Source organism: Streptomyces longwoodensis, from assembly GCF_001514125.1.
In the GTDB taxonomy this organism is placed as follows: Bacteria; Actinomycetota; Actinomycetes; order Streptomycetales; family Streptomycetaceae; genus Streptomyces; species Streptomyces longwoodensis.
In genome coordinates this window covers 501,520-522,671 of record NZ_KQ948553.1, presented here as the reverse complement: position 1 = coordinate 522,671, position 21,152 = coordinate 501,520, and the positions used below count along the sequence as shown (strand labels likewise).

Below are 21,152 nucleotides of genomic sequence, written 5' to 3'. Positions count from 1 at the left end.
TTGGGCGGCCCCCACGACCGGCGGGGATGACGAACGTCACGTCTTCGCCGGGTTTGTGGGCCGTTGGCCGTGCCGTGGGTCACGTGGCTCGGGTCACGGGTCCGTCATGTCGGACTCATGTCGCCTCCGGGCCGCGCGTGTTCGACATCACGTGCCCCGGCTCACGCCCCCGGCCGGACGACCCCCAGGATCGGCATCGAGCCCGCGCCCGCCAGCGTCACCGTCCGCCCCGGCCGCGGGGCGTGGACGATCGTGCCGTCGCCGACGTACAGCGCCACGTGGCTGGCGTCCTTGAAGTAGATGATCAGGTCACCGGGGCGCATGTCCTCCACGGCGACGTGCGGCAGCTGCTTCCACTGCTCCTGCGAGGTGCGCGGGACGGGGACCCCGGCGTGCGCCCACGCCTGCGAGGTCAGCCCCGAGCAGTCGAAGGTCTTCGGGCCCTCGGCGCCCCACTCGTACGGCTTGCCCATCTGCGCGGTGGCGAACCGGACCGCCTTCGCGCCCTGTGTGGTCGCCCTGCCCTGCGCGCCCTTGAGGACACCGGTGTCCAGCCACGCGGTCTGCGCTTGCCGCGCGGCCTCTTGCTCCAGCTGGGCCAGGCGCTCCTTCTCCTGCTTCTCCAGCTGCGACTCGAGCTCCTCGGCCGCCGCGATCTGCTGCTCGATGCGCTTCTGGGCCTTCGCCTTGGCCTTGCGGTTGGCCTCCAGCTTCTGCCACTGCGCGGAGGCGTCCTTCGCGTACTGCTCCAAGTCCTGCTGGGTCTGCGTCAGTTCCGCGAGCAGGCCCTTGGTCGCCTTCTGGCCCTGGAGCACGCGGCCGGTGCCGTCCAGGAACTCCTGCGGGTCGTCGCTCAGCAGCAGGTGGGCCTCGTCGGGCAGCCCGCCGGTGCGGTACTGGGCGGCCGCCGCGGCACCGGCCCGGGTCTTCAACTCGGCCAGCCGCTCCCGGCCCTTGACGATCTTCCGGGCCAGTTCGACGAGCGCCGCGGACTGCTTCTTCGCGGCCTCCTCGGCCGCGTTGTAGGCGTCGGTGGCGACCGCCGCGTCGTGGTACAGCGTGTCCAGCTGCGCCCGCACGGCCTGGAGGTCCTTGCTGGGTGCGGGTGCCGTGGGTGCCGTGGGTGTCGTGCCCGGTGCCGGTGTGGCGGAGGCCGACGGTGCGGGGTTCGGGCCGGCCCATGCCGTGCCGGGTGCCGCCAGGACGGTGACCGCGCAGACCACGGTCACGGCCGCCGCGATCAGGCCGCCGCGTGTCGTGCCGCTCGCCATGTCGCTACCCCCAAACTGATTTACCGTCAGTAACTTACGGACGCCTGGGGGATCGTGCCATGCCGCGGCCGAAAACGACAGAGGCAGTACGTCCGGTCACTTCCCGCCACGACGGCCAGGTCATGACGCGGTCCCCGCCTGTGTGACGAACGCCTCACGGAGATCGTTCCGGGGTGGGTGCGATCCGGGGACAACTGGGGGGAACGTAAGGGGAACCCGGAGGTCAGGGGCAGGGTCAGGGGTGGGGCTGGGGTGGTCGGCTGAAGCGCCGTCACCCCCGCGGCGCCAACGCCCCCCAAGCCACCGTCACTTCACCCTGCCGCCAGCGCACCGGCCCGTCCACCACCGGCCAGTCGGCCGTCAGGTCCCGTACCGCCCGCATCCACCGCTGCCGCGCGCCGTACGAGGCGTAGGGCGCCGCGGCGGCCCAGGCGCGGTCGAAGTCGCGCAGGAAGGCGTGCACCGGCTCGCCGGGCACGTTGCGGTGGATCAGCGCCTTCGGCAGTCGTTCCGCGAGGTCCGAGGGCCGGTCCAGCGAGCCCAGCCGGGTCGCGAAGGTGACCGTCCGCGGCCCCTCGGGACCGAGCGCCACCCACACGTGCCGCCGGCCGATCTCGTCGCAGGTCCCCTCGACCAGCAGCCCGCCCCGCGACCCGGACGCCGGGTCGGCCGGAGCGAGCCGCGCGCACAGCCGCTCCCAGACCCCGGCGACCTCGTCCTCGTCGTACTGCCGCAGCACGTTCGCCGCCCGGATCAGCGACGGGTGCCCGGCCAGCGGGACCTCGAAGCCGCCGTGCCGGAAGACCAGCCCGTCCCGTTCGTAGGGCCGGGCGGCCGCCACGCGCGCGGGGTCGATCTCGACGCCGACCACGCGCGCGTGCGGCGCGACGGACCGCAGGCGCGCCAGCAGCTCGACCGCCGTCCAGGGGGCGGCGCCGTAGCCGAGGTCGACCGCCACCGGGTCGGCGGCCCGGCGCAGCTCGGCGCCGTGCGCGGCCGCGATCCAGCGGTCCATGCGCCGCAGCCGGTTGGGGTTCGTCGTCCCGCGCGTGACCGTGCCCACGGGGCGGCGCGCGGCCGTGCCCGGGGAACGGGGGGTGGTGCGGGAGGTCATGCGTACGAGGGTATGCGGCGCGGGAAGCGGGGCACCCGGGACGTACCACGTGGGGTGGCGGTCGATCGACGGTGTGCGGCGGAGAACCCTTCGCCGCACACCGCGGCGACACACCCTTCGCTGCGCACCGGGGCGGCTGGCCCTTCGCCGCGCACCGCGTCGGACACCGGCCCGAGAATCCCCTGACGCAGACCACGACCCCATGACCCCACGAAACCCGTGACGCAGCGCCGCGTCGAACGGTTGAGCGAAGCCCGGTAATCCCTCGGCAAAAACCGCCCCGACCGGAATGGGAGTCCGCCCCTCCGACGTTGCACCAGCTTGGAGGGAGCCCCACCCCCTCCGTCCGGCATGCCCGCAGCTAGGAGGAACGCCACGTGAGCCAGTACGTCAGCAGGCTCGGGCGTCGCTCTCCCGCCACGCCCTCACGGCTCCGGCTGCCGCACCGCAGGCCACGCCGCGTCGCCATGCTCTCCGTGCACACCTCACCGCTGCACCAGCCCGGCACCGGCGACGCCGGCGGCATGAACGTCTACATCGTGGAGCTCGCGCAGCGCCTCGCCGCCCTCAACATCGAGGTCGAGGTCTTCACGCGCGCGACCACCGCGGCCCTGCCGCCCGCCGTCCAGCTGGCCCCCGGCGTCCTCGTCCGGCACGTCGACGCGGGCCCCTACGAGGGCCTCGCCAAGGAGGACCTGCCCGCCCAGCTGTGCGCCTTCACGCACGGCGTGATGCAGGCCTGGGCCGGCCACCGCCCCGGCTACTACGACCTGGTCCACTCCCACTACTGGCTCTCCGGCCACGTCGGCTGGCTCGCCGCCCAGCGCTGGGGCGTCCCCCTGGTGCACGCCATGCACACCATGGCCAAGGTCAAGAACGCCAACCTGGCGGCCGGCGACACCCCCGAGCCGCCCGCCCGCGTCATCGGCGAGACCCAGATCGTGGACGCCGCCGACCGCCTCATCGCCAACACCACCGAGGAGGCCGACGAGCTCGTCCGGCACTACGCGGCCGACCCCGGCAAGGTCGCCGTCGTCCACCCCGGCGTCAACCTCGACCGCTTCCGCACCGCAGACGGCCGCGCAGCCGCCCGCGCCCGTCTGGACCTGCCGCAGGACGCCCTCGTCCCGCTCTTCGCAGGACGCATACAGCCCCTGAAGGCGCCCGACGTGCTGCTGCGCGCGGTGGCGGCCCTCCTCGACCGGCGTCCCGAGCTGCGCTCGCGCATCGTCGTCCCCGTCGTCGGTGGCCCGAGCGGCAGCGGCCTCGCCAAGCCGGAGGGGCTGCAGAAGCTCGCGGCCCGGCTCGGCATCGCCGACGTCGTACGGTTCCGGCCGCCCGTCGGGCAGGAGCAGCTCGCCGACTGGTTCCGGGCCGCGTCCGTGCTGGTCGTGCCCTCCTACAGCGAGTCGTTCGGGCTGGTCGCCATAGAGGCGCAGGCCACCGGCACGCCCGTGCTGGCCGCGGCGGTCGGCGGCCTGCCGGTCGCGGTGCGCGACGGCGAGACCGGCTTCCTGGTCCAGGGCCACGACCCGGCCGCCTACGCGCGCGTACTGGCCCGCTTCGCCGACGACCCGGCGCTCACCCCCCGGATGGGCGCGGCCGCCGCCCGGCACGCGCAGTCCTTCGGCTGGGACCGGGCCGCGGGGGCGACCGCCGAGGTGTACACGGCCGCCCTGCACGCCCACCGCCGTCGCGTACGCTCGCACCATGGGTGACGCACAGCAACAGGCCGCGCAGACCACCGTCGAGGGCTCCCTCCGGGACGCCGAACTGGAGTGGGAGAGCCCCGAGCCCGGCACGTACGTCGTGCAGCTCCCCGGCACCCGCAAGCTGGCCACGACGGTCTCCCTGCGCGTCGGCCGCCACTCCCTCTCCCTGAACGCCTTCGTCGTCCGCCACCCCGACGAGAACGAGGCCGGCGTCCACCGCTGGCTCCTGGAGCGCAACCTCAAGCTGTACGGCGTGAGTTACGCCGTCGACCGCCTCGGCGACGTCTACGTCACCGCCAAGCTGCCCCTGGCGGCGGTCACCCCGGAGGAGGTCGACCGCCTCCTCGGCCAGGTCCTGGAGGCCGCCGACGGCGCCTTCAACACCCTGCTGGAGCTGGGGTTCGCGTCGGCGATCCGGCGCGAGTACGAGTGGCGGGTCTCGCGCGGCGAGTCCACGCGCAACCTGGAGGCGTTCGCCCACCTGACCCGCCCGGAGGGCGAGCGGGCCTAGCTGCTTGCTCCGACGGGTCAGGGATGCGGCGGAGGCCCGGGACGCCCGTGCAGCGCGTCGTACCCGACGAAGGTGAACATCCGCCGCCCGGCCGGCCACGGCCCGCCCCGACCGGCGTACCGGTGCGCGCCGACGCCGTACGGCACCTCCGGCCCCGACACCCACAGCGGGACGAAGCCGCGCTCCGCCAGCCACCCGCACACCCCGGTGTCGTGGTGCCGCGTCCGTGTCCACACCAGCACGCCGCCCGGCCGGCACAGCCGGGTGCAGTGGTCGAGGGTGCGCCGTACGTCGGCGTCGGTGAGGTTCCCGAGGACCCCGCACAGCAGCACCAGGTCGGCCGGGGCCATCCCGGCGTAGGCGTCGGTCGCGGAGGCGTCCCCGGCGACCACCTCGACCCGGTCGAGCCCGGCCGCGGCGGCGGCGCGGCGCGCGTGGGCGACGTTGCGCTCGTCCAGCTCGACCAGCCGGGCCCGTACGTCGTCCCGGCGCGGGTGCCCGGCCAGCACCCCGATCAGGTCCCGCCCCTGCCCCGCGCACACGCTGACCACGCGTAACGGCCCGTCCGGCGCGTCGTCCAGGGCCTCGGCGATCCGCTCCCGCACCAGCGCCAGGCGGCGGCTGAGGTAGGAGTCGGGTGCGTCGTAGGCGCGGTGCCACGTGTGCCAGTCCATGGGGCCCCCTCGGCGCGCGGACGGACGTGGGACTAGACGTGCCCGGCCACCCATGGCTTACGCTAGGTAGACCGACCTACCTACCTACGTCGCTGGGGTGAACGATGAAGGAGACCGAGGGATCGGCGGCGCACGTCGGGACCGCGGGCCGGCGCCGGCGCCCCGCCCGCGAACGCCTGCTGGCCGCCGCGGCCCGCCGCTTCTACGCCGACGGCGTGGCGGCGACCGGCATCGACACGATCACGGCGGACGCCGGCGTGGCGAAGATGAGCCTGTACAACAACTTCTCCTCCAAGTCCGAACTGGTCCGCGCCTACCTCGACGCCCGGCACGAGGAGTGGCTGGGCCTGTACCGCGCCCGCCTGGACCGGGCGGAGGGCCCACGCGAAGGCGTCCTGGCGGTCTTCGACGCGTACGCCGACCACGCGGCCTTCGCCTACGAGCGCGGCTTCCGCGGCTGCGGCCTGCTGAACGCCGCGGCCGAACTGCCCGTCGGGGACGAGGGGCGCGCGGTCGTGCGCCGCCACAAGGAGGAGGTCGAGGCCCTGCTCGCCGGGCACCTGCGCGACCTGCTGCCCGACCGCCCGGACGAGGTGCGGGCGACGGCGGAACACCTGTCGTTCCTGTTGGAGGGCGCGATGGCCCGGGCGGGCCTGGAGGGCGAGGACACGCGCGTACGGCATGCGCGGGAGCTGGCGGCGCGCGTGCTGGAGGGGGTGGGCAGGTCGTGAAGGAGGGTTCTTCGCCGGTGGCGGCCGCCGCGGAACGGACCCGGCCGGCGGACGCCGACCTACGACCGTCGACGGCTCGTCCCTCGGCGGCGACCGTGGGCACCCTGTGCGTCCTGGCCGCCTCGGTGCTGTGGGGCACGACGGGCACGGCGGCGACCTTCGCACCGGGGGTGGGCCCGCTGGCGATCGGCGCGGTGGCGATGGGCCTGGGCGGTCTGCTCCAGGCGCTGACGGCGTGGGCGCACATCGCGCGCGAGAGGCGGGCGCTGCGCGCCGGTGGGGGCACGGTGGCGCTGGGCGCGCTGGCGGTGGCGGTGTACCCGTTGGCGTTCTACACGTCGATGCGCCTGGCCGGGGTGGCCGTCGGCACGGTGGTGTCCCTGGGCACGGCCCCGCTGGCATCGGCGCTGATCGAACGGGTGCTGGACGGCGGGAGCCTGACGCGGCGTTGGAAGGCGGGCGCGGCGCTGGGCGTGCTGGGGACGGTGCTGCTGTGCGCGGCGGAGACGATGGGGGCGGGGTCCGCGGCCCGAGGGGGCTCGGCCGCGGAAACGGTCCTCGGCGTGTGCCTCGGCCTGGTCGCGGCGACGACGTACGCCCTGTACTCCTGGGCAGCACACCGCCTGATCACCCGCGGCATCTCCTCGCGTGCGGCGATGGGCACGGTCTTCGGCCTGGGCGGCCTGCTGTTGCTCCCCGTCCTCCTGGCAACGGGCGCACCCTTGCTGGCCTCCTGGACGAACGCGGCGGTCGGCACGTACATGGCCCTGATCCCCATGTTCACGGGTTACGCCCTCTTCGGCTGGGGCCTCACCCACGTCCGACCGAGCACGGCAACGACCCTGACCCTGCTGGAACCGGCGGTGGCGGCGGTACTGGCGGTACTGATCGTGGGGGAACACCTGCCGGGGGTGGGGTGGTTGGGGGTGGGGTTGGTGGGGGCGTGCTTGACGGTGCTGACGTGGAGGGGCAATGCGGGTGCCTAGGCCTCCGGCACGCGTCTGAACGGGCTGCCCGGCCCCCCTCACAGATGCTGCTTCGCCGAACTGACGAGCCGCGCAATGTCGTCCCGGGTCCGGACCCTCAACTCGTCCAGTGCGACCCTGTCCTGCGCCTTCTGGAGCATCGTGACGTCGTCGAGCACATCTCCCGCAGCCCGATTGAGATCGGCGTCATCAGTAAGCATCTGCACCCGGAAAAGGGCCTCTTGCGCGGCGGAGCGCAGGTCATAGGCACGGATGCGCACCGCGTCCGGCTCCTCGGGCGGCGGCTGCTCGTGCTCGCAGAACCAGAGGTGGATCAGACAGCGGCGGTAGTTGACCAGCGTGCCGGCATAGGCGGAGTAGGCATCGAGCCGCTCCTGCCGCAACTTCTCGCGCCGGGCGAACTGGTGACTCCGGTCGGTGGTGCGCTGCTGGAACGCCAGGGTGATCCCGGACCCGAGCAGGGTCCCGAGGACGGCTACGGCGCTGGCGATGATGGACTCCACGCCTCTAGCTGACCATGTGTCCGGGCAGCAGTCGGTCCGTCGACCGACTTCGCCGCCGAAACGCCGCTCAGGCCAATGAGGCTTGCATGCCGAGGAGGGACTACGGGAGCCGAGACGGGCATTCCGGCGTACGGAGCTTGCGAAAGGTTGCTGGGCCTCTCCTGCGACGAAGTGTCAGCGGGACCAGACCGGCTGATTGTCCTGCCCCCTCACTGTCTGTGGTTCCCCGCAAGCGATCGCACGGGTCTGGCACTAGGAGCGGCCCCTGGGGCTGCGCGCCCGGCGTGAGGGGGCGACCAACGTTATCCGCGTTTGGCCTACAGCGCGGTCAGTCAAGGTGCCTGCCTGGTCGGGGCATACGTGCGGGACCGCTCATGGTGCCTGCGCCAGTGTTCGTGGCGCCACCCATGCCAGCTAGTCCCCTTGCAGTCGCACGCAGCACGCAGAGATGCAGAACCGGGGCGGATCACGTTTGCCGGACGTCCGTTGAAGCCATGAGTCGTGGCCAAAACTCAGACGCAGACTGCTCGTGCGTGCCAAGCTGTGACGGTAGAACTGTCAAAAGAGGGAGCGGATGTTGTCTTCTGAGGTTCACGTTTCAATCACCCCCCGAGGTATGAGCGTTACGGAGGCGTATCGACTGTTCAGAGAGGACTCACTCCTCGTGAATCGACGGTATCAGCGAAAGCTCGTCTGGTCAGTCGCCGAAAAACAGCTTCTGATTGATAGCATCCTAGGCGGTTATCCAATTCCTCTGATTCTTTTAGCCGAAAGGCCCGAGATTCACGGTAGTGGGAAATATGAGATTATTGACGGAATGCAGCGCCTCGATGCCATCTTTTCGTTTATTGAACAAAAGTTTGATTATGATGGCATGTATTTCGATCTAGGGCAGAGCGCCAGAGCGCGCCAAGCGGCTGCTGCCGGGGCTTTCAAGCCTGCTCACACTCAGAGCCTACTGCCTGCCGACAAGTGCGCAAACCTGGTTGATTACCAGTTGGCTGTCACGATTTTTCCAACTCAGACTGAGGGGCAAATCACCGATGTCTTCAGTCGGATCAACTCTAATGGGCGCCAATTGAGCGCGCAGGAAAAGCGGCAAGCTGGAATGCTCAACCCCTTCTCGGAGCTTGTGCGAACGGTTGCGAGCTCTTTGCGGGGTGACGTATCAGATGACGTGCTCTTGTTGCACGATATGCCGAGCATCTCTATCGAATCATCCCGGGAAAACCAGCAATACGGAGTGCGGGCAGAGGATACGGTGTGGATCAGGCATGGAATTCTTAACGTGAAGCAATTGCGGGAGGGGGATGATGAGCAGATGGTGGCAGATATTTCCGCCTCCATTCTATCCGGAAACCCCTTCCCTGCAAGTAAGGAAGAGTTCGACGAAATCTATGACTCGCAAAGCGAAAAGCACAAACGCCTGGAGAGGGCTTTGGCGGCTTATGGAGGTAAACGTCTCCAAGCTGAAATCCAGTCTACTTTTTCCGTCCTCACTGAGGTGATTGATTCCCAGGTTGCTGGACCGAACGGCTTAAGAAACCTAGTTCGTCCTGGTAGCGGCAACCCCATTCGCACCCCTTTCTATGCTATTTTTATGTCGTTCTTCGAACTCATTGTTCGTCAACAGCACTCGCCTGCCGATAATGCGGCCATCGTGGCAGCTCTCAGGAATGTGGGACCCAGGCTCAAAAGTGCACGTCATTATACTTCGGCGGAGGATCGTACCTCTAATATCGACATGATCACGGGGTTGATTCAGAGGTATTTCGTGGCCAAGGTTCCGCCTGTATTTGGACACGGCCCCGGCCTGGCGCTAGATTTCGAGAATTCGCTACGCAGATCCAGGATCGAAACCAGTCGGTATGAGTTCAAGCAGGGAGTTCTTAGGCTAGATCACCGAAGGACGAGGGACGATGAGCTCTTTGTGAGGCTAGCCGAAACAATTTGCGGCATCGCTAACGTGCAGCGAGGGCATGAGGGGTACCTGTTCATCGGAGTGGCGGACAAAGAGGCCGATGTAAAGCGAGTCGAAGCGCTAGACTCTGTGGCCGCTGTCCCGGTCGGCCGACACCATTACGTCGTGGGTGTGGATAGGGAAGCAGACGCCTTGAAGATCTCGTTGGATGCTTACGTGCAGCGCTTTGTGACGAAACTGAGTCAGCAGCCAATCAGCGATCCGCTGGCTACTCAGATCCTGAGCGGTGTGGATACAATCGAATACAAGGGACTTTCGGTCATTAGGGTCCTGATTCCCGGCCAGAACGATCTCTCTTACTGTGCGGATCGTGTCTTCATCAGGCGAGGATCTTCTACGGAAGAAGTCACCGAAGTTAGGAAGATTGCGGCGCTAGCAAAGGGGTTCAGTTGACGGCGCACGCCCTGCAAGTAGGGCGGTGAAGCACATTCAGGGTTTGGTGCGAAGGGCATGGGTGAACATAGAGCGTGACGTTTCGAAGTGGCTGCTTGAAGCCGTGAGGCCCACCGTCTCAGCCGCGGCAAACCTCTTCTCGAACTGCAGGCGGCTGATTGCTGCGTGAGCGTGCGTGGCAGTGGCGTCGGTCAGAGGCCCGGCCGCACGCGGGCAGAGAGCCACAAGGCGGGTCGACCGGGGCACGGCGACCGATCGCTCGCATGGTCACAAGTGTGAGCGTCGGCTCACAGTGCGCAAGGGGCGTTCCAACTCGGGTATGCAGATAAGTGATTCGACGAGCATGCCTGCGGGCTGTCTCCGGGCCGTCGAGTGCGGGACGGACCGGGCACGTCGACGACGGGAGCAGCAAGCCCCCTGCCCACGGGAAGGCCGCAGGCAGGGGGCTTGATCAAAACTGTCTACTTCTTCTTGCCCTGGTTCTTGACCGCCTCGATCGCCGCCGCGGCCGCCTCCGGGTCGAGGTACTTGCCGCCCGGGGTCACCGGCTTGAACTCGGCGTCGAGTTCGTAGGAGAGGGGGATGCCCGTCGGGATGTTCAGGCCCGCGATGTCCGCGTCCGAGATGCCGTCGAGGTGCTTGACGAGGGCGCGCAGCGAGTTGCCGTGGGCCGCGACCAGGACCGTGCGGCCGGCCAGCAGGTCGGGGACGATGCCGTCGTACCAGTACGGCAGCATGCGGACGACGACGTCCTTCAGGCACTCCGTGCGCGGGCGCAGCTCCGGCGGGATGGAGGCGTAGCGCGGGTCGTCCGACTGGGAGAACTCCGTGCCGTCCTCGAGCGGCGGCGGCGGGGTGTCGTAGGAGCGGCGCCACAGCATGAACTGCTCCTCGCCGAACTCGGCGAGCGTCTGCGCCTTGTCCTTGCCCTGGAGGGCGCCGTAGTGGCGCTCGTTCAGGCGCCAGCTGCGGTGGACCGGGATCCAGTGGCGGTCCGCGGCCTCCAGCGCGAGCTGGGCCGTGCGGATCGCGCGCTTCTGGAGCGACGTGTGGACCACGTCGGGCAGCAGGTCGGCGTCCTTCAGGAGCTCGCCACCGCGGACTGCCTCCTTCTCGCCCTTCTCGTTGAGGTTGACGTCCACCCAGCCGGTGAACAGGTTCTTCGCGTTCCACTCGCTCTCGCCGTGGCGGAGGAGGATCAGCTTGTACGGTGCGTCGGCCATGCGTATGAGCGTAATCCAAGGTTTTGGGCGCGGGGCGGCCGTGCCCGACAGGCGGACGCTTGACGGGGATTGTTAATCGAGTGGCCTCCCCGCCGGACCCGTTCGTAAGGTGTGCCTGCCGTTGCAGCCGCTTACCCGGCCGATCGTCACCCGTCACCACGGTCGTCCGCCCGGCCGTTCCCAGGCATCCGCACACCACCGGGGGTCCCGCCATGCCCGTCACCCGTCTCGGACGCGCCACCCGCGAGTCGGTCTCCGGCCTGCCCCCCGCCTTCTGGTGGCTGTGGACGAGCACCCTCGTCAACCGGCTCGGCGCCTTCGTGGCCACCTTCATGGCGCTGTACCTGACGCTCGACCGCGGCTACTCCGCCTCCTTCGCCGGCCTCGTCGCCTCCCTGCACGGTCTCGGCGGCGTCCTCTCCTCCCTCGCCGGCGGCGTCATGGCCGACCGGCTCGGCCGGCGCCCGACCCTGCTCGTCGCCCAGACCGCCACCGCCGTCTTCGTCGCCCTGCTCGGCTTCGTCGAGCACCCGGCCGCGATCGCCGGTGTCGCCTTCCTCGTCGGCATGGCCTCCAACGCCTCCCGGCCCGCCGTGCAGGCGATGATGGCCGACATCGTCCGCCCCGAGGACCGCGTCCGCGCCTTCTCCCTCAACTACTGGGCCATCAACCTCGGTTTCGCCGTCTCCTCCATGGCCGCCGGCTTCATCGCCGAGGTCAGCTACCGCGCCGGCTTCCTCCTGGAGGCCGGCATGACCCTCGCCTGCGCGGTCGTCGTCTTCCTCAAGCTGCCCGAGTCCCGGCCCGCCCCCGCGCCGAAGGCCGACGCCGGCCCGGCCGACGCCGTCGGCCTCGGGCACGTCCTGCGCGACGGCCGTTTCATGGGTGTCGTCGGACTGTCGTTCCTCATCGCGCTGATCTTCCAGCAGGGCTCGGTCGGCCTGCCCGTCGCCATGGGTGCCGCCGGGTTCACCCCGGCCGACTACGGCATGGCCGTCGCCGTCAACGGCGTCCTGATCGTCGCCCTCCAGATCCCCGTCACCCGCTTCATCGAACACCGCGACCCGCGCCGGCTGCTCGTCGTCTCCTCGGTCCTCGCCGGGTTCGGCTTCGGCCTCACCGCCTTCGCCGGGTCCGTCGGAGCCTTCGCCCTCACGGTGTGCGTGTGGACGCTCGCCGAGATCGTCAACGCGCCCACCCAGACCGGGCTCGTCGTCCGCCTCTCCCCGGTCCACGGCCGCGGCCGCTACCAGGGCATGTACACCCTCTCCTGGGCCGTGGCCGCCCTCGTCGCGCCGCTGATGTCCGGTTTCGTCATCGACCGGTTCGGGGCGGAGTGGCTCTGGGGGCTGTGCGCCGTCGTCGGCACGGTGGCGGGCCTCGGCTACGCCGCCCTCATGCGCCGCCTCCACGGGGACGAGGACACGGAGGGGGCCGCCGCCCTCGCACCCCGGACCACCCTCCCCACCGACGCCGAGCGCCCCACCAACGCCGACCTCCCCACCGACTCCGACCGCCCCGCCCAACCCGCCTGATCCCGCGGCCCGCCGAGCGAGCGATCCGCCCAGCGGGCGCCCGCAACCGCCCCCTACGGATGCATCCGCGCCCCCTTCACCACCTTGTCCACCGCGTTCCGCGGCCCGTACACCGACAGCCCCACCAGGTCCAGCTCGGCCGTCGGCACGGCCCGTACCGCCGCCCGGTTGTCGCGGTCGTTGCCCGTCGTGAAGAGATCGCCCGTGAAGACGGCCCGGGGCAGCGCCCGCGACAGCACGCGCGCGTGGGCCGCCCTCAGGGTCTCCTTGGTGCCCTGGAACACCAGGACGGGCTGGCGGAACATCGGCAGGTAGCCCACCCCGTCGGCGTCCTCGTACGGTTCCCCGATCACCTCGGGGACCTGGGTGCCCAGCCCGCTGACCAGGAACGCGGTGACGTTCAGCCGCTGCCACGGCTCCAGGTCCTCGCGCAGCAGCACGGCGATCTTCGTGTCGAAACGGAGGGGTTCAGTGCTCATGCCACGAGACTGCCGAGCCCCGTACGACCCCGTCTTGTACGTTCTTTGCATGGCCGCCCGGCAGGAAGTCACCGCCTGGCGCCCCCGCGTCCGGGGCGTCACCGAGGTGTTCCACGCCCACTTCACCGAGTACGCCTACCCGATGCACGTCCACGACGCCTGGACGCTGCTCATCGTCGACGACGGCGCCGTGCGGTACGACCTGGAGCGGCACGAGCACGGCACCCCGCACGACACGGTCACCCTGCTGCCCCCGCACGTCCCGCACAACGGCGCCCCCGCCACCCCGCACGGCTTCCGCAAGCGGGTCGTGTACCTCGACGCGAGCGTGCTCGGCGAGGACCTGATCGGGGCGGCCGTCGACGGACCCGACCTGCGCGACGCGCTGCTGCGCCGCCGCGTGGGTCGGCTGCACACGGCACTGGCCCGCCCCGGCGACGAGCTGGAGGCGGAGAGCCGGCTGACGTTCGTCGCCGAGCACCTGCGCGCGCGCCTGGACGAACGGCTGCGCCCGACCGGGCGGGACGCGCGGGACCCCGCCCTCGCCCGCCGGCTCCGCGAGCTCCTCGACGCGCGCGTCACGGACGGCGTCACCCTGGAGGAGGCCGCACGCCTCCTGCACGCCCATCCCGCCCATCTCGTACGGGCGTTCAGCGGCGCCTACGGCATCGCCCCGCACCAGTACCTGACGTCCCGCCGGGTCGGCCGGGCCCGCCGGCTCCTGCTGGACGGGCTCCCGCCGGGCGAGGTCGCCACCACCGCCGGCTTCTTCGACCAGGCGCACCTGACCCGCCACTTCCGCAGGCTGGTGGGCGTGCCCCCGGGGCGCTACCGCCGCTCGGCCCGCTGAACCGAGCGGGGCCGGGCCTGGTCCGGGGGTCCGGAGCCCGGCCCCGCCCGGCACGGTCCTCCCTCAGACGCTCAGCGGCACCGGATGCACCTCGTCCGCCTTGTGTCCCGCGCGCTCGTGGATGCGCTGGACCGCCTCGGCCGAGGGGGCCTCGGACAGGCAGTAGACGACGCCGGCCTCCGGGTCCGCCCAGGCGCTCTCGAAGTGGACGTGCTCGTCCCCCTCGATGGCGAGATCGGCGTTGTGGGCCTCCATCAGCTGCTCTTCGGTGATGCCCGCCATGCCGCGGTGGACGTCCATGAACTTGGGCATGTTCCCGCACCTCCTTCGGTTCCGACCCGCCCTCCCTCCATGCTGCGCCGCCCCGCGCCGACGCGCAGACGATCACCGGCCGACACCGCAGCACGCGCGCACGCCCCCGCGCGCACGCCTCCCGTACGACGAGGGCCCCGGCGGCAGCCCGCCGGGGCCCTGGCTCGTCCTCGCTCACCTCACCCGCACTGGCACGGATTGCCCGACTGGCACCCGCACCCGCACCCCGAGCCGCAGCCGCACGCGCCGATCAGGGTGAGGTTCCTGATCTCGGCGGGCCGCTCGGTCGGGCGCTCCTGCGTGGGGTCGGGTGTCGTACCGGGGGTGCTGGGGGTTTCGGCCATGGACCCTCCTCGAGGCTGGTGCCTGTACCCATTGCATGCCCGCCGGGCTGGGCGCATCAACGGCGCACAGTGGCTCGCCCACGCCCCGCCGGGCACCCGCCCGCCCCCTCCGGCTTCCCCGGGCTTCCCGCAGCCGGCTCGCGCGGGGACGCCGCGGGCTACGCCTCGGCCTGGATCTCGGGCTGGTAGTCCGCGCCGAGGAGGTCCGCGTGCTCGCCCGTCACCAGGAATACGACGCGCTTGGCGACCGCCACCGCGTGGTCGGCGTACCGCTCGTAGTAGCGGCCGAGCAGGGTGACGTCGACGGCCGTCTCGATGCCGTGCCGCCAGCGCTCGTCCATCAGGTGCTGGAAGAGCGTGCGGTGCAGCAGGTCCATCTCGTCGTCGTCCTGCTCCAGCTGCATCGCCAGGTCGACGTCCTTGGTGACGATCACCTCGGCCGCCTTGGCCATCAGCCGCTGTGCCAGCTGCCCCATCTCCAGGATGGTGGCGTGCAGGTCGTGCGGGACGGCGCGGTCCGGGAAGCGCAGCCGGGCGAGCTTCGCCACGTGCTGGGCGAGGTCGCCGGAGCGCTCCAGGTCGGCGGACATCCGCAGCGACGTCACGACGATGCGCAGGTCCGTCGCCACCGGCTGCTGGCGGGCGAGCAGCGCTATGGCCCGCGCCTCCAGCTCGTGCTGCAGTTCGTCGACCCTCTTGTCGGCCTCGATGACGCTCTCGGCCAGCTTCAGGTCCGTGTCGAGGATCGCGGTGGTGGCGCGTCCGATCGCCGAGCCGACCAGCCGGGCCATCTCCACCAGACCGTCGCCGATCGAGTCAAGTTCCTCGTGGTACGCGTCCCGCATCAGGCTTCCCTCTCGTATGTGTTCCTGGGGTCCAGGGGGTTCCGGGTTCGGGGGTGCCGGGGACGTCCCGGTCCGGGAACCGGCGGTGCGAACCCCACGTTCCCACGGTGTGCCCCGTACGCGTCGGTTTCCGTCCCCTCAAATGAACCACCCCTGGCTCCCAGGTGAACTCTGGGCGACGAGTGTTCGAGGTCGCACCTCGATGGCTGTGGCCAGCACGGACGGCATGCCTAACCTGGACGCATGGACGTGAACGCGGCGGTCGCCGCAGCGGCAGCGATCGCCGGGGTGCTCACCGGTGTCATCGCCATGCTGGCGTTCCGCTGGAGCGAGCGCGACCAGAGCCGTCCCACCCGCACCTCCCTGCACACCGACCCCGTGCTCCCGCCCGGCGTCGACACCGTGCTCTCCGTGCTGCGGTCCTCCGCGGTGGTCCTCGACGAGGCCGACGCCGTCGTCAAGGCGAGCTCCGCGGCGTACGCCCTCGGGCTGGTCCGCGGCGGCAAGCTGGCCGTGGAGCCGATGCTCCAGATGGCCCGGGACACCCGGCGCGACGGCGAGATACGCCAGGTCGAGCTGGACCTCCCGCGGCGCGGCACCGGCCGCGGCGACGCGCTCGCGGTCTCCGCGCGCGTGGCCCCGCTGGGCTCCCGGCTGGTGATGCTGCTCGTCGAGGACCTCACCGAGGCGCGGCGCATCGAGGCGGTCCGGCGCGACTTCGTGGCGAACGTCAGCCATGAGCTGAAGACCCCGGTCGGGGCGCTCTCCCTGCTGTCGGAGGCCGTCCTGGACGCCTCGGACGACCCGGAGGCGGTGCAGCGCTTCGCCGGCCGGATGCAGATCGAGGCGACCCGGCTGACCAACCTCGTGCAGGAGCTGATCGACCTCTCCCGGGTGCAGAACGACGACCCGCTGGAGGACGCCGAGCCGGTCCGCATCGACGAGCTGGTCGCCGAGGCGATCGACCGGTGCCGGCACCAGGCGGGCACCAAGCAGATCACCATGGCCGCCGGCGGCACCGCGGACCTGCACGTGTGGGGCAACCGCGGCCAGCTGGCCGCCGCGCTCGGCAACCTGGTCGAGAACGCCGTCAACTACTCCCCGGCCCGCACCCGCGTCGGGATCGCCGTGCGCCGGATCACCGCGCCCGGCGGGGACCTCATCGAGATCGCCGTGACCGACCAGGGCATCGGCATCTCCGACAAGGACAAGGAGCGCATCTTCGAGCGCTTCTACCGGGTCGACCCGGCCCGCTCCCGTGCCACCGGCGGTACGGGGCTCGGGCTGGCGATCGTCAAGCACGTGGCCGCCTCGCACGGCGGGGAGGTCACGGTCTGGAGCTCCGAGGGTCAGGGCTCCACGTTCACCCTGCGGCTCCCGGAGGCGGGCGCCGCCCGTGACCGGGCCCTGCAGCACCCCGCTCTCGACGACGAGGACGACGTCCGAGACGGGGACCGGCGTTCCGCCGCCGGCCCGTCCCACCCCTCTTCTGCCGCATCCCCCGACTCCACCGCGTACGAAACGCTTTCCGCCCCGGAGGTCCTTCCGTGACCCGTGTGCTCGTCGTCGAGGACGAGGAGTCCTTCTCCGACGCCCTGTCCTACATGCTCCGCAAGGAGGGCTTCGAGGTCGCCGTGGCGGCGACCGGGCCCGACGGCCTCGACGAGTTCGAGCGCAACGGCGCCGACCTCGTGCTCCTCGACCTGATGCTGCCGGGGCTGCCCGGCACCGAGGTGTGCCGCCAGCTGCGCGGCCGCTCCAACGTCCCCGTCATCATGGTGACCGCCAAGGACAGCGAGATCGACAAGGTGGTCGGCCTGGAGATAGGGGCCGACGACTACGTCACCAAGCCGTTCTCCTCGCGCGAGCTGGTCGCCCGCATCCGCGCCGTCCTGCGCCGGCGGGGCGAGCCGGAGGAGGTCACCCCGGCCGCGCTGGAGGCCGGGCCGGTCCGGATGGACGTGGACCGCCACGTCGTGACGGTGTCCGGCTCGAAGGTCGACCTCCCGCTGAAGGAGTTCGACCTGCTGGAGATGCTCCTGCGCAACGCGGGCCGCGTCCTGACCCGCATGCAGCTGATCGACCGCGTCTGGGGCGCCGACTACGTGGGCGACACCAAGACCCTCGACGTCCACGTCAAGCGCCTGCGCGCCAAGATCGAGCCGGACCCGGGCGCCCCGCGCTACCTGGTGACGGTCCGCGGCCTGGGCTACAAGTTCGAGCCGTAGGCCGCCCGCACCCCATGACGACGAGAAGGGCGGCACCCCCAAGGGGTGCCGCCCTTCTCCGTGGTTCCGCGGGCGTCAGGCCCGGGGCCGGGTCACTGGGACGCGGACTCCGACGCCGACGGCGAGGAGGACTCGGCGGCGGCCGGGGACTCGCTCGCGCCCGAGACGTCCGTGTTCGGGTTCGCCGACGCGGGCGCGCTCTGCGAGGCGGACGGGCTCTGCGAGGCGCTGGGGACGTCGGTGGGGCCCCAGCCGGAGAAGTAGCTCTTGGCCGGCACGACGAAGGCGCGCAGGCTCACCTCGCCCGTCTCGCTGAAGGTGAAGGTCACCTTCTGCGCGTTGCCGTCCTGGACGGCCTCGGGGCTGCCGGAGAGCACCGCGGAGGCGTTGTCCTGGCCACCGAGGACCAGGGAGCCGCCGGCCGGGACGACCAGCTTGCCCTTCTGGCCCTTGGCGGGGGAGAGCTGGGCGTCCTTGTCCGCGCCCTCGACGGTCACGGAGTCGAGGGTCTGGTCGGTGTCACCGCCGTTGAAGATGGTGGCGGCGACCACGGCCGGGCCGGTGGACTCGCGGTCGGGCTGGGTGATGACGGTGGCGTTCTGGATCTTGATGTCGCCGACGTGGACGGCCGCGTTGTCCGGCTTGATCTCCAGTGTCTGGGCGTTGTTGCCGGCCGCGCAGCCGGCGAGCGTGGCGATCGAGAACGCGAGGGCGGAGGCGGCGAGGGCGCCGCGTCGAAGGCTGCTGCTCACGGCGGCGGCAACTCCTTGAACGCACGGACGGCTCCCTTGACAAAGCCGCCCTAAGGGTCAGTCAGCGGCCTTAGGTTACCGAGCCGTTCCCGGGGCGCCGCACCCGACCCGCCTCTAAGGCACACCGGGCCGGTCGCGGAGGTCATCGAGCACCATCCGCCCCACCTGTCACATGCGCCTCAGGAGTCACAACTGACTCCGACGCCCGCCATTCACATAAGCGTCGACGGCCCGTGCCCGGGGATTTTCCGTGGCGGAATGCGCTGCCGTCCCCGGAATTGATCACCGCTCGTTCGGGGTCGTCGTGATCAATTCCGGAAACGACGCGGATCCGACTCCGCGCACCGAACGGAGTAGCGGAAGTCGCACGCTTGGAACCAGACATTCGGTGCGTTTCGGGCGTCTTCGCGGGGCTCCGGACGCGTGTGACGTGCGCGTTTCACCCGGCTCGGACAGCCGCTCCGACCTGCGAATACCTGCTTCCGGGCACCCCGCGCAGCACGTTCCTGTCGCTGTTGTCAAGCCCCGAGATATGCCCTGACCTGCGAAAACGCCATTCAGAACCGCCGGTTTCCGTGTTACCCTGGATAGCCACGGAAGGGGTACCTGTCACATGACGTTCAAGGTTGGCGACACCGTGGTCTATCCCCATCACGGGGCCGCGCTGATCGAGGCCATCGAAACTCGCCAGATCAAAGGCGTGGACAAGACCTACTTGGTGCTGAAGGTCGCCCAGGGCGACCTGACGGTGCGTGTGCCAGCGGACAATGCGGAGTTCGTCGGCGTGCGTGATGTGGTCGGTCAGGACGGGCTGGACCGGGTCTTCGAGGTGCTGCGCGCGCCGTACGCCGAGGAGCCCACGAACTGGTCGCGTCGTTACAAGGCAAATCTGGAGAAGCTCGCCTCCGGCGATGTCATCAAGGTCGCGGAAGTCGTGCGTGACCTGTGGCGTCGTGAGCGCGAGCGCGGACTCTCCGCCGGTGAGAAGCGCATGCTCGCCAAGGCCCGCCAGATCCTGGTGAGCGAGCTCGCGCTCGCGGAGAACACCAACGAGGACAAGGCCGAGGCGCTGCTCGACGAGGTTCTCGCCTCCTGACGTCAGGCCCCCCTGGTCCGGCGCAGCCCAGACAGCAGCATCCAGCAGCACATCGAAATGCCGCGGTGCCCGATGACGAATTCCTCGTCGCCGGGCGCTGCGGCATGTTCGTACCCGGCTGCCGTACGGACGCCGGTGCGCTCCGGCGGGTCACCGATGCCGCCACGACGGCACACGAGGACCGGCACCTGGGGCGGGTACGTCGGGGGAAGCCCCCGATACTTGGCGTGCCGGGCCCGGGCCGAGCGGCTCGACCGGTGCGTCACGGAAGGGTCTGGTCAAGCGTCGCGCCCGGCACTCCCCAGGCCATACCCACGTAGGCTGAGCACACAAACCTGACAGGAACCGATGTCTGACGATTCGCTTCCCGCGCCCCCGCCGGCCCGTACGGCGGCCGTGATTCCCGCCGCAGGCAGGGGAGTTCGCCTAGGTCCCGGCGCCCCCAAGGCGCTGCGCACGCTCAACGGCACCCCCATGCTCATCCACGCGGTGCGCGCGCTGGCCGCCTCGCGCGCGGTGTCCCTCGTGGTGGTCGTGGCCCCGCCGGACGGCGCGGCGGAGGTGAAGTCCCTCCTCGACGCGCACGCGCTGCCCGAGCGCACGGACTTCGTCGTCGTCCCCGGCGGGGGGACCCGCCAGGAGTCGGTGCGGCTCGGGCTGGAGGCCCTGCCCCCCGAGTACCGGATCGTCCTGGTCCACGACGCCGCCCGGCCGCTGGTGCCGGTCGACACGGTGGACGCGGTGATCGAGGCGGTGCGCGAGGGCGCCCCGGCGGTCGTGCCGGCGCTGCCGCTCGCGGACACCGTCAAGGAGGTCGAGCCGGCCGGGACGCCCGGCGACCCCGAGCCGGTGCTCTCCACCCCGTCCCGGGCCCGGCTGCGCGCGGTGCAGACGCCCCAGGGGTTCGACCGGGAGGCGCTGGTCCGCGCCCACGCGTCGGTGACCGGCGAGGTGACCGACGACGCGAGCATGGTGGAACAGCTCGGCGAGCGGGTCGTGGTCGTACCGGGCCACGAGGAGGCGTTCAAGGTGACGCGCCCGCTGGACCTGGTCCTCGCCGAGGCGGTCCTGGCGCGCAGGAGGCTCAACGATGGCTTCTGAGCCGCGGATCGTGCTGCCCCGGGTGGGCATCGGCACCGACATCCACGCGTTCGAGGAGGGCCGCGAGCTGTGGTGCGCCGGCCTGAAGTGGGAGGGGGAGGGGCCGGGACTGGCCGGGCACTCCGACGCCGACGTCGTCGCCCACGCCGCGTGCAACGCGCTCTTCTCCGCCGCCGGCCTCGGTGACCTGGGCCGGCACTTCGGCACCGGGCGGCCCGAGTGGTCCGGCGCGTCCGGGGTGACCCTGCTGACGGAGGCGGCCCGCATCGTGCGCGCGGCCGGCTGGGTCATCGGCAACGTCGCCGTGCAGGTGATCGGCCCCCGCCCGAAGATCGGCAAGCGCCGGGACGAGGCGGAGAAGATCCTGTCGGACGCGGCCGGCGCCCCGGTGACCGTGTCCGGCGCCACCACCGACGGACTGGGCTTCCCGGGGCGGGACGAGGGACTGATGGCGGTGGCGACGGCGCTGGTCGCGCAGGCCGGCCCGGACCGCTGACCGCAGGGCGCGGGG

The 21,152-nt window shown here is 70.9% G+C and carries 22 protein-coding genes; 12 read left to right on the top strand and 10 right to left on the bottom strand.

Annotated elements, in window-relative coordinates; all coding sequences use genetic code 11:
- Nucleotides 1-161: 161 nt before the first annotated feature.
- On the bottom strand, nucleotides 162-1,271 hold the full coding sequence (locus tag AQJ30_RS17450) for a C40 family peptidase (protein ID WP_067234514.1): 1,110 nt from the start codon (nucleotides 1,269-1,271) through the stop codon (nucleotides 162-164).
- Between the two features lie 271 nt (nucleotides 1,272-1,542).
- On the bottom strand, nucleotides 1,543-2,334 hold the full coding sequence (locus tag AQJ30_RS17445; RefSeq protein ID WP_067234838.1) for a class I SAM-dependent methyltransferase: 792 nt from the start codon (nucleotides 2,332-2,334) through the stop codon (nucleotides 1,543-1,545).
- Between the two features lie 428 nt (nucleotides 2,335-2,762).
- On the opposite strand from AQJ30_RS17445, the gene mshA reads away from it, so the two are divergent.
- Together mshA and AQJ30_RS17435 are read left to right on the top strand one after the other, a co-directional pair.
- Entirely contained in the window at nucleotides 2,763-4,103 is a 1,341-nt protein-coding gene (gene mshA, locus AQJ30_RS17440; protein WP_067234512.1) for a D-inositol-3-phosphate glycosyltransferase, read from the top strand.
- Nucleotides 4,096-4,608 (top strand): type III secretion system chaperone family protein, encoded by a 513-nt coding sequence (locus AQJ30_RS17435; protein ID WP_067234509.1) that lies wholly within the window; start codon nucleotides 4,096-4,098, stop codon nucleotides 4,606-4,608. The genes mshA and AQJ30_RS17435 overlap by 8 nt, the downstream gene beginning before the upstream one ends.
- 17 nt (nucleotides 4,609-4,625) lie before the next feature.
- Here the strand turns inward: AQJ30_RS17435 and AQJ30_RS17430 are convergent, their stop codons facing one another.
- Nucleotides 4,626-5,282, bottom strand: a complete 657-nt coding sequence (locus AQJ30_RS17430; RefSeq protein WP_067234507.1) for a class I SAM-dependent methyltransferase — start codon at nucleotides 5,280-5,282, stop codon at nucleotides 4,626-4,628.
- A gap of 104 nt (nucleotides 5,283-5,386) precedes the next feature.
- Between AQJ30_RS17430 and AQJ30_RS17425 the strand changes: the two genes are divergently transcribed.
- The gene (locus AQJ30_RS17425) at nucleotides 5,387-6,013 is read left to right on the top strand and encodes a TetR/AcrR family transcriptional regulator (RefSeq protein ID WP_067234504.1); all 627 of its coding nucleotides are present in this window, start codon (nucleotides 5,387-5,389) and stop codon (nucleotides 6,011-6,013) included.
- A 95-nt stretch (nucleotides 6,014-6,108) separates the two neighbouring features.
- On the top strand, nucleotides 6,109-6,999 hold the full coding sequence (locus tag AQJ30_RS17420) for a DMT family transporter (RefSeq protein ID WP_067234836.1): 891 nt from the start codon (nucleotides 6,109-6,111) through the stop codon (nucleotides 6,997-6,999).
- Between the two features lie 38 nt (nucleotides 7,000-7,037).
- Here AQJ30_RS17420 and AQJ30_RS17415 read toward each other — a convergent pair whose 3' ends face one another.
- Nucleotides 7,038-7,502, bottom strand: coding sequence for a hypothetical protein (locus AQJ30_RS17415; protein WP_067234501.1), 465 nt, complete (start codon nucleotides 7,500-7,502; stop codon nucleotides 7,038-7,040).
- A gap of 664 nt (nucleotides 7,503-8,166) precedes the next feature.
- On the opposite strand from AQJ30_RS17415, the gene AQJ30_RS36985 reads away from it, so the two are divergent.
- Nucleotides 8,167-9,876, top strand: coding sequence for a GmrSD restriction endonuclease domain-containing protein (locus AQJ30_RS36985; protein WP_245726968.1), 1,710 nt, complete (start codon nucleotides 8,167-8,169; stop codon nucleotides 9,874-9,876).
- A 461-nt stretch (nucleotides 9,877-10,337) separates the two neighbouring features.
- Here AQJ30_RS36985 and AQJ30_RS17410 read toward each other — a convergent pair whose 3' ends face one another.
- Nucleotides 10,338-11,099: a phosphoglyceromutase gene (locus AQJ30_RS17410; protein WP_067234500.1), complete on the bottom strand. Its 762-nt coding sequence runs from the start codon at nucleotides 11,097-11,099 to the stop codon at nucleotides 10,338-10,340.
- A 212-nt stretch (nucleotides 11,100-11,311) separates the two neighbouring features.
- Here AQJ30_RS17410 and AQJ30_RS17405 point away from each other — a divergent pair, with 212 nt between their 5' ends.
- Complete coding sequence (locus AQJ30_RS17405) at nucleotides 11,312-12,634, top strand: MDR family MFS transporter (RefSeq protein ID WP_067234497.1); 1,323 nt, start codon at nucleotides 11,312-11,314, stop codon at nucleotides 12,632-12,634.
- A gap of 53 nt (nucleotides 12,635-12,687) precedes the next feature.
- Here the strand turns inward: AQJ30_RS17405 and AQJ30_RS17400 are convergent, their stop codons facing one another.
- Nucleotides 12,688-13,113: a DUF2000 domain-containing protein gene (locus AQJ30_RS17400; protein WP_067234496.1), complete on the bottom strand. Its 426-nt coding sequence runs from the start codon at nucleotides 13,111-13,113 to the stop codon at nucleotides 12,688-12,690.
- Nucleotides 13,114-13,162: 49 nt separating this feature from the next.
- Between AQJ30_RS17400 and AQJ30_RS17395 the strand changes: the two genes are divergently transcribed.
- Nucleotides 13,163-13,963, top strand: a complete 801-nt coding sequence (locus AQJ30_RS17395) for a helix-turn-helix transcriptional regulator (protein WP_067234493.1) — start codon at nucleotides 13,163-13,165, stop codon at nucleotides 13,961-13,963.
- Nucleotides 13,964-14,026: 63 nt separating this feature from the next.
- Here the strand turns inward: AQJ30_RS17395 and AQJ30_RS17390 are convergent, their stop codons facing one another.
- The 3 genes from AQJ30_RS17390 to phoU all read right to left on the bottom strand — a co-directional run bounded on the left by AQJ30_RS17390 (nucleotide 14,027) and on the right by phoU (nucleotide 15,464).
- Complete coding sequence (locus tag AQJ30_RS17390) at nucleotides 14,027-14,275, bottom strand: SCO4226 family nickel-binding protein (RefSeq protein WP_067234491.1); 249 nt, start codon at nucleotides 14,273-14,275, stop codon at nucleotides 14,027-14,029.
- A 179-nt stretch (nucleotides 14,276-14,454) separates the two neighbouring features.
- Entirely contained in the window at nucleotides 14,455-14,619 is a 165-nt protein-coding gene (locus AQJ30_RS37945) for a hypothetical protein (protein WP_107119605.1), read from the bottom strand.
- Nucleotides 14,620-14,777: 158 nt separating this feature from the next.
- Nucleotides 14,778-15,464, bottom strand: coding sequence for a phosphate signaling complex protein PhoU (phoU, locus tag AQJ30_RS17385; protein ID WP_067234488.1), 687 nt, complete (start codon nucleotides 15,462-15,464; stop codon nucleotides 14,778-14,780).
- A gap of 243 nt (nucleotides 15,465-15,707) precedes the next feature.
- Between phoU and phoR the strand changes: the two genes are divergently transcribed.
- Complete coding sequence (phoR, locus tag AQJ30_RS17380) at nucleotides 15,708-17,015, top strand: two-component system sensor histidine kinase PhoR (protein WP_067234485.1); 1,308 nt, start codon at nucleotides 15,708-15,710, stop codon at nucleotides 17,013-17,015.
- 5 nt (nucleotides 17,016-17,020) lie between these two features.
- The gene (gene phoP / locus AQJ30_RS17375; RefSeq protein WP_018568744.1) at nucleotides 17,021-17,692 is read left to right on the top strand and encodes a two-component system response regulator PhoP; all 672 of its coding nucleotides are present in this window, start codon (nucleotides 17,021-17,023) and stop codon (nucleotides 17,690-17,692) included.
- A 92-nt stretch (nucleotides 17,693-17,784) separates the two neighbouring features.
- Here the strand turns inward: phoP and AQJ30_RS17370 are convergent, their stop codons facing one another.
- On the bottom strand, nucleotides 17,785-18,444 hold the full coding sequence (locus AQJ30_RS17370) for a copper chaperone PCu(A)C (protein ID WP_067234482.1): 660 nt from the start codon (nucleotides 18,442-18,444) through the stop codon (nucleotides 17,785-17,787).
- A 613-nt stretch (nucleotides 18,445-19,057) separates the two neighbouring features.
- Here AQJ30_RS17370 and AQJ30_RS17365 point away from each other — a divergent pair.
- The 3 genes from AQJ30_RS17365 (at nucleotide 19,058) to ispF (ending at nucleotide 21,137) form a co-directional block, all read left to right on the top strand.
- The gene (locus tag AQJ30_RS17365; protein ID WP_003953493.1) at nucleotides 19,058-19,540 is read left to right on the top strand and encodes a CarD family transcriptional regulator; all 483 of its coding nucleotides are present in this window, start codon (nucleotides 19,058-19,060) and stop codon (nucleotides 19,538-19,540) included.
- 348 nt (nucleotides 19,541-19,888) lie between these two features.
- Nucleotides 19,889-20,641 (top strand): 2-C-methyl-D-erythritol 4-phosphate cytidylyltransferase, encoded by a 753-nt coding sequence (gene ispD / locus AQJ30_RS17355; RefSeq protein WP_067234477.1) that lies wholly within the window; start codon nucleotides 19,889-19,891, stop codon nucleotides 20,639-20,641.
- Entirely contained in the window at nucleotides 20,631-21,137 is a 507-nt protein-coding gene (gene ispF, locus AQJ30_RS17350) for a 2-C-methyl-D-erythritol 2,4-cyclodiphosphate synthase (protein WP_067234475.1), read from the top strand. Before ispD ends, ispF begins: the two co-directional genes overlap by 11 nt.
- Nucleotides 21,138-21,152: the final 15 nt, after the last annotated feature.

Coding starts and splice junctions, on each gene's coding strand:
- AQJ30_RS17450 (WP_067234514.1), bottom strand. CDS start 1,271: ATGGCGAGCGGCACGACACGCGGCGGCCTGATCGCGGCGGCCGTGACC.
- AQJ30_RS17435 (WP_067234509.1), top strand. CDS start 4,096: ATGGGTGACGCACAGCAACAGGCCGCGCAGACCACCGTCGAGGGCTCC.
- AQJ30_RS17430 (WP_067234507.1), bottom strand. CDS start 5,282: ATGGACTGGCACACGTGGCACCGCGCCTACGACGCACCCGACTCCTAC.
- AQJ30_RS17425 (WP_067234504.1), top strand. CDS start 5,387: ATGAAGGAGACCGAGGGATCGGCGGCGCACGTCGGGACCGCGGGCCGG.
- AQJ30_RS17410 (WP_067234500.1), bottom strand. CDS start 11,099: ATGGCCGACGCACCGTACAAGCTGATCCTCCTCCGCCACGGCGAGAGC.
- AQJ30_RS17405 (WP_067234497.1), top strand. CDS start 11,312: ATGCCCGTCACCCGTCTCGGACGCGCCACCCGCGAGTCGGTCTCCGGC.
- AQJ30_RS17400 (WP_067234496.1), bottom strand. CDS start 13,113: ATGAGCACTGAACCCCTCCGTTTCGACACGAAGATCGCCGTGCTGCTG.
- AQJ30_RS17395 (WP_067234493.1), top strand. CDS start 13,163: ATGGCCGCCCGGCAGGAAGTCACCGCCTGGCGCCCCCGCGTCCGGGGC.
- AQJ30_RS17390 (WP_067234491.1), bottom strand. CDS start 14,275: ATGCCCAAGTTCATGGACGTCCACCGCGGCATGGCGGGCATCACCGAA.
- AQJ30_RS37945 (WP_107119605.1), bottom strand. CDS start 14,619: ATGGCCGAAACCCCCAGCACCCCCGGTACGACACCCGACCCCACGCAG.
- phoU (WP_067234488.1), bottom strand. CDS start 15,464: ATGCGGGACGCGTACCACGAGGAACTTGACTCGATCGGCGACGGTCTG.
- phoR (WP_067234485.1), top strand. CDS start 15,708: ATGGACGTGAACGCGGCGGTCGCCGCAGCGGCAGCGATCGCCGGGGTG.
- AQJ30_RS17365 (WP_003953493.1), top strand. CDS start 19,058: ATGACGTTCAAGGTTGGCGACACCGTGGTCTATCCCCATCACGGGGCC.
- ispD (WP_067234477.1), top strand. CDS start 19,889: ATGTCTGACGATTCGCTTCCCGCGCCCCCGCCGGCCCGTACGGCGGCC.
- ispF (WP_067234475.1), top strand. CDS start 20,631: ATGGCTTCTGAGCCGCGGATCGTGCTGCCCCGGGTGGGCATCGGCACC.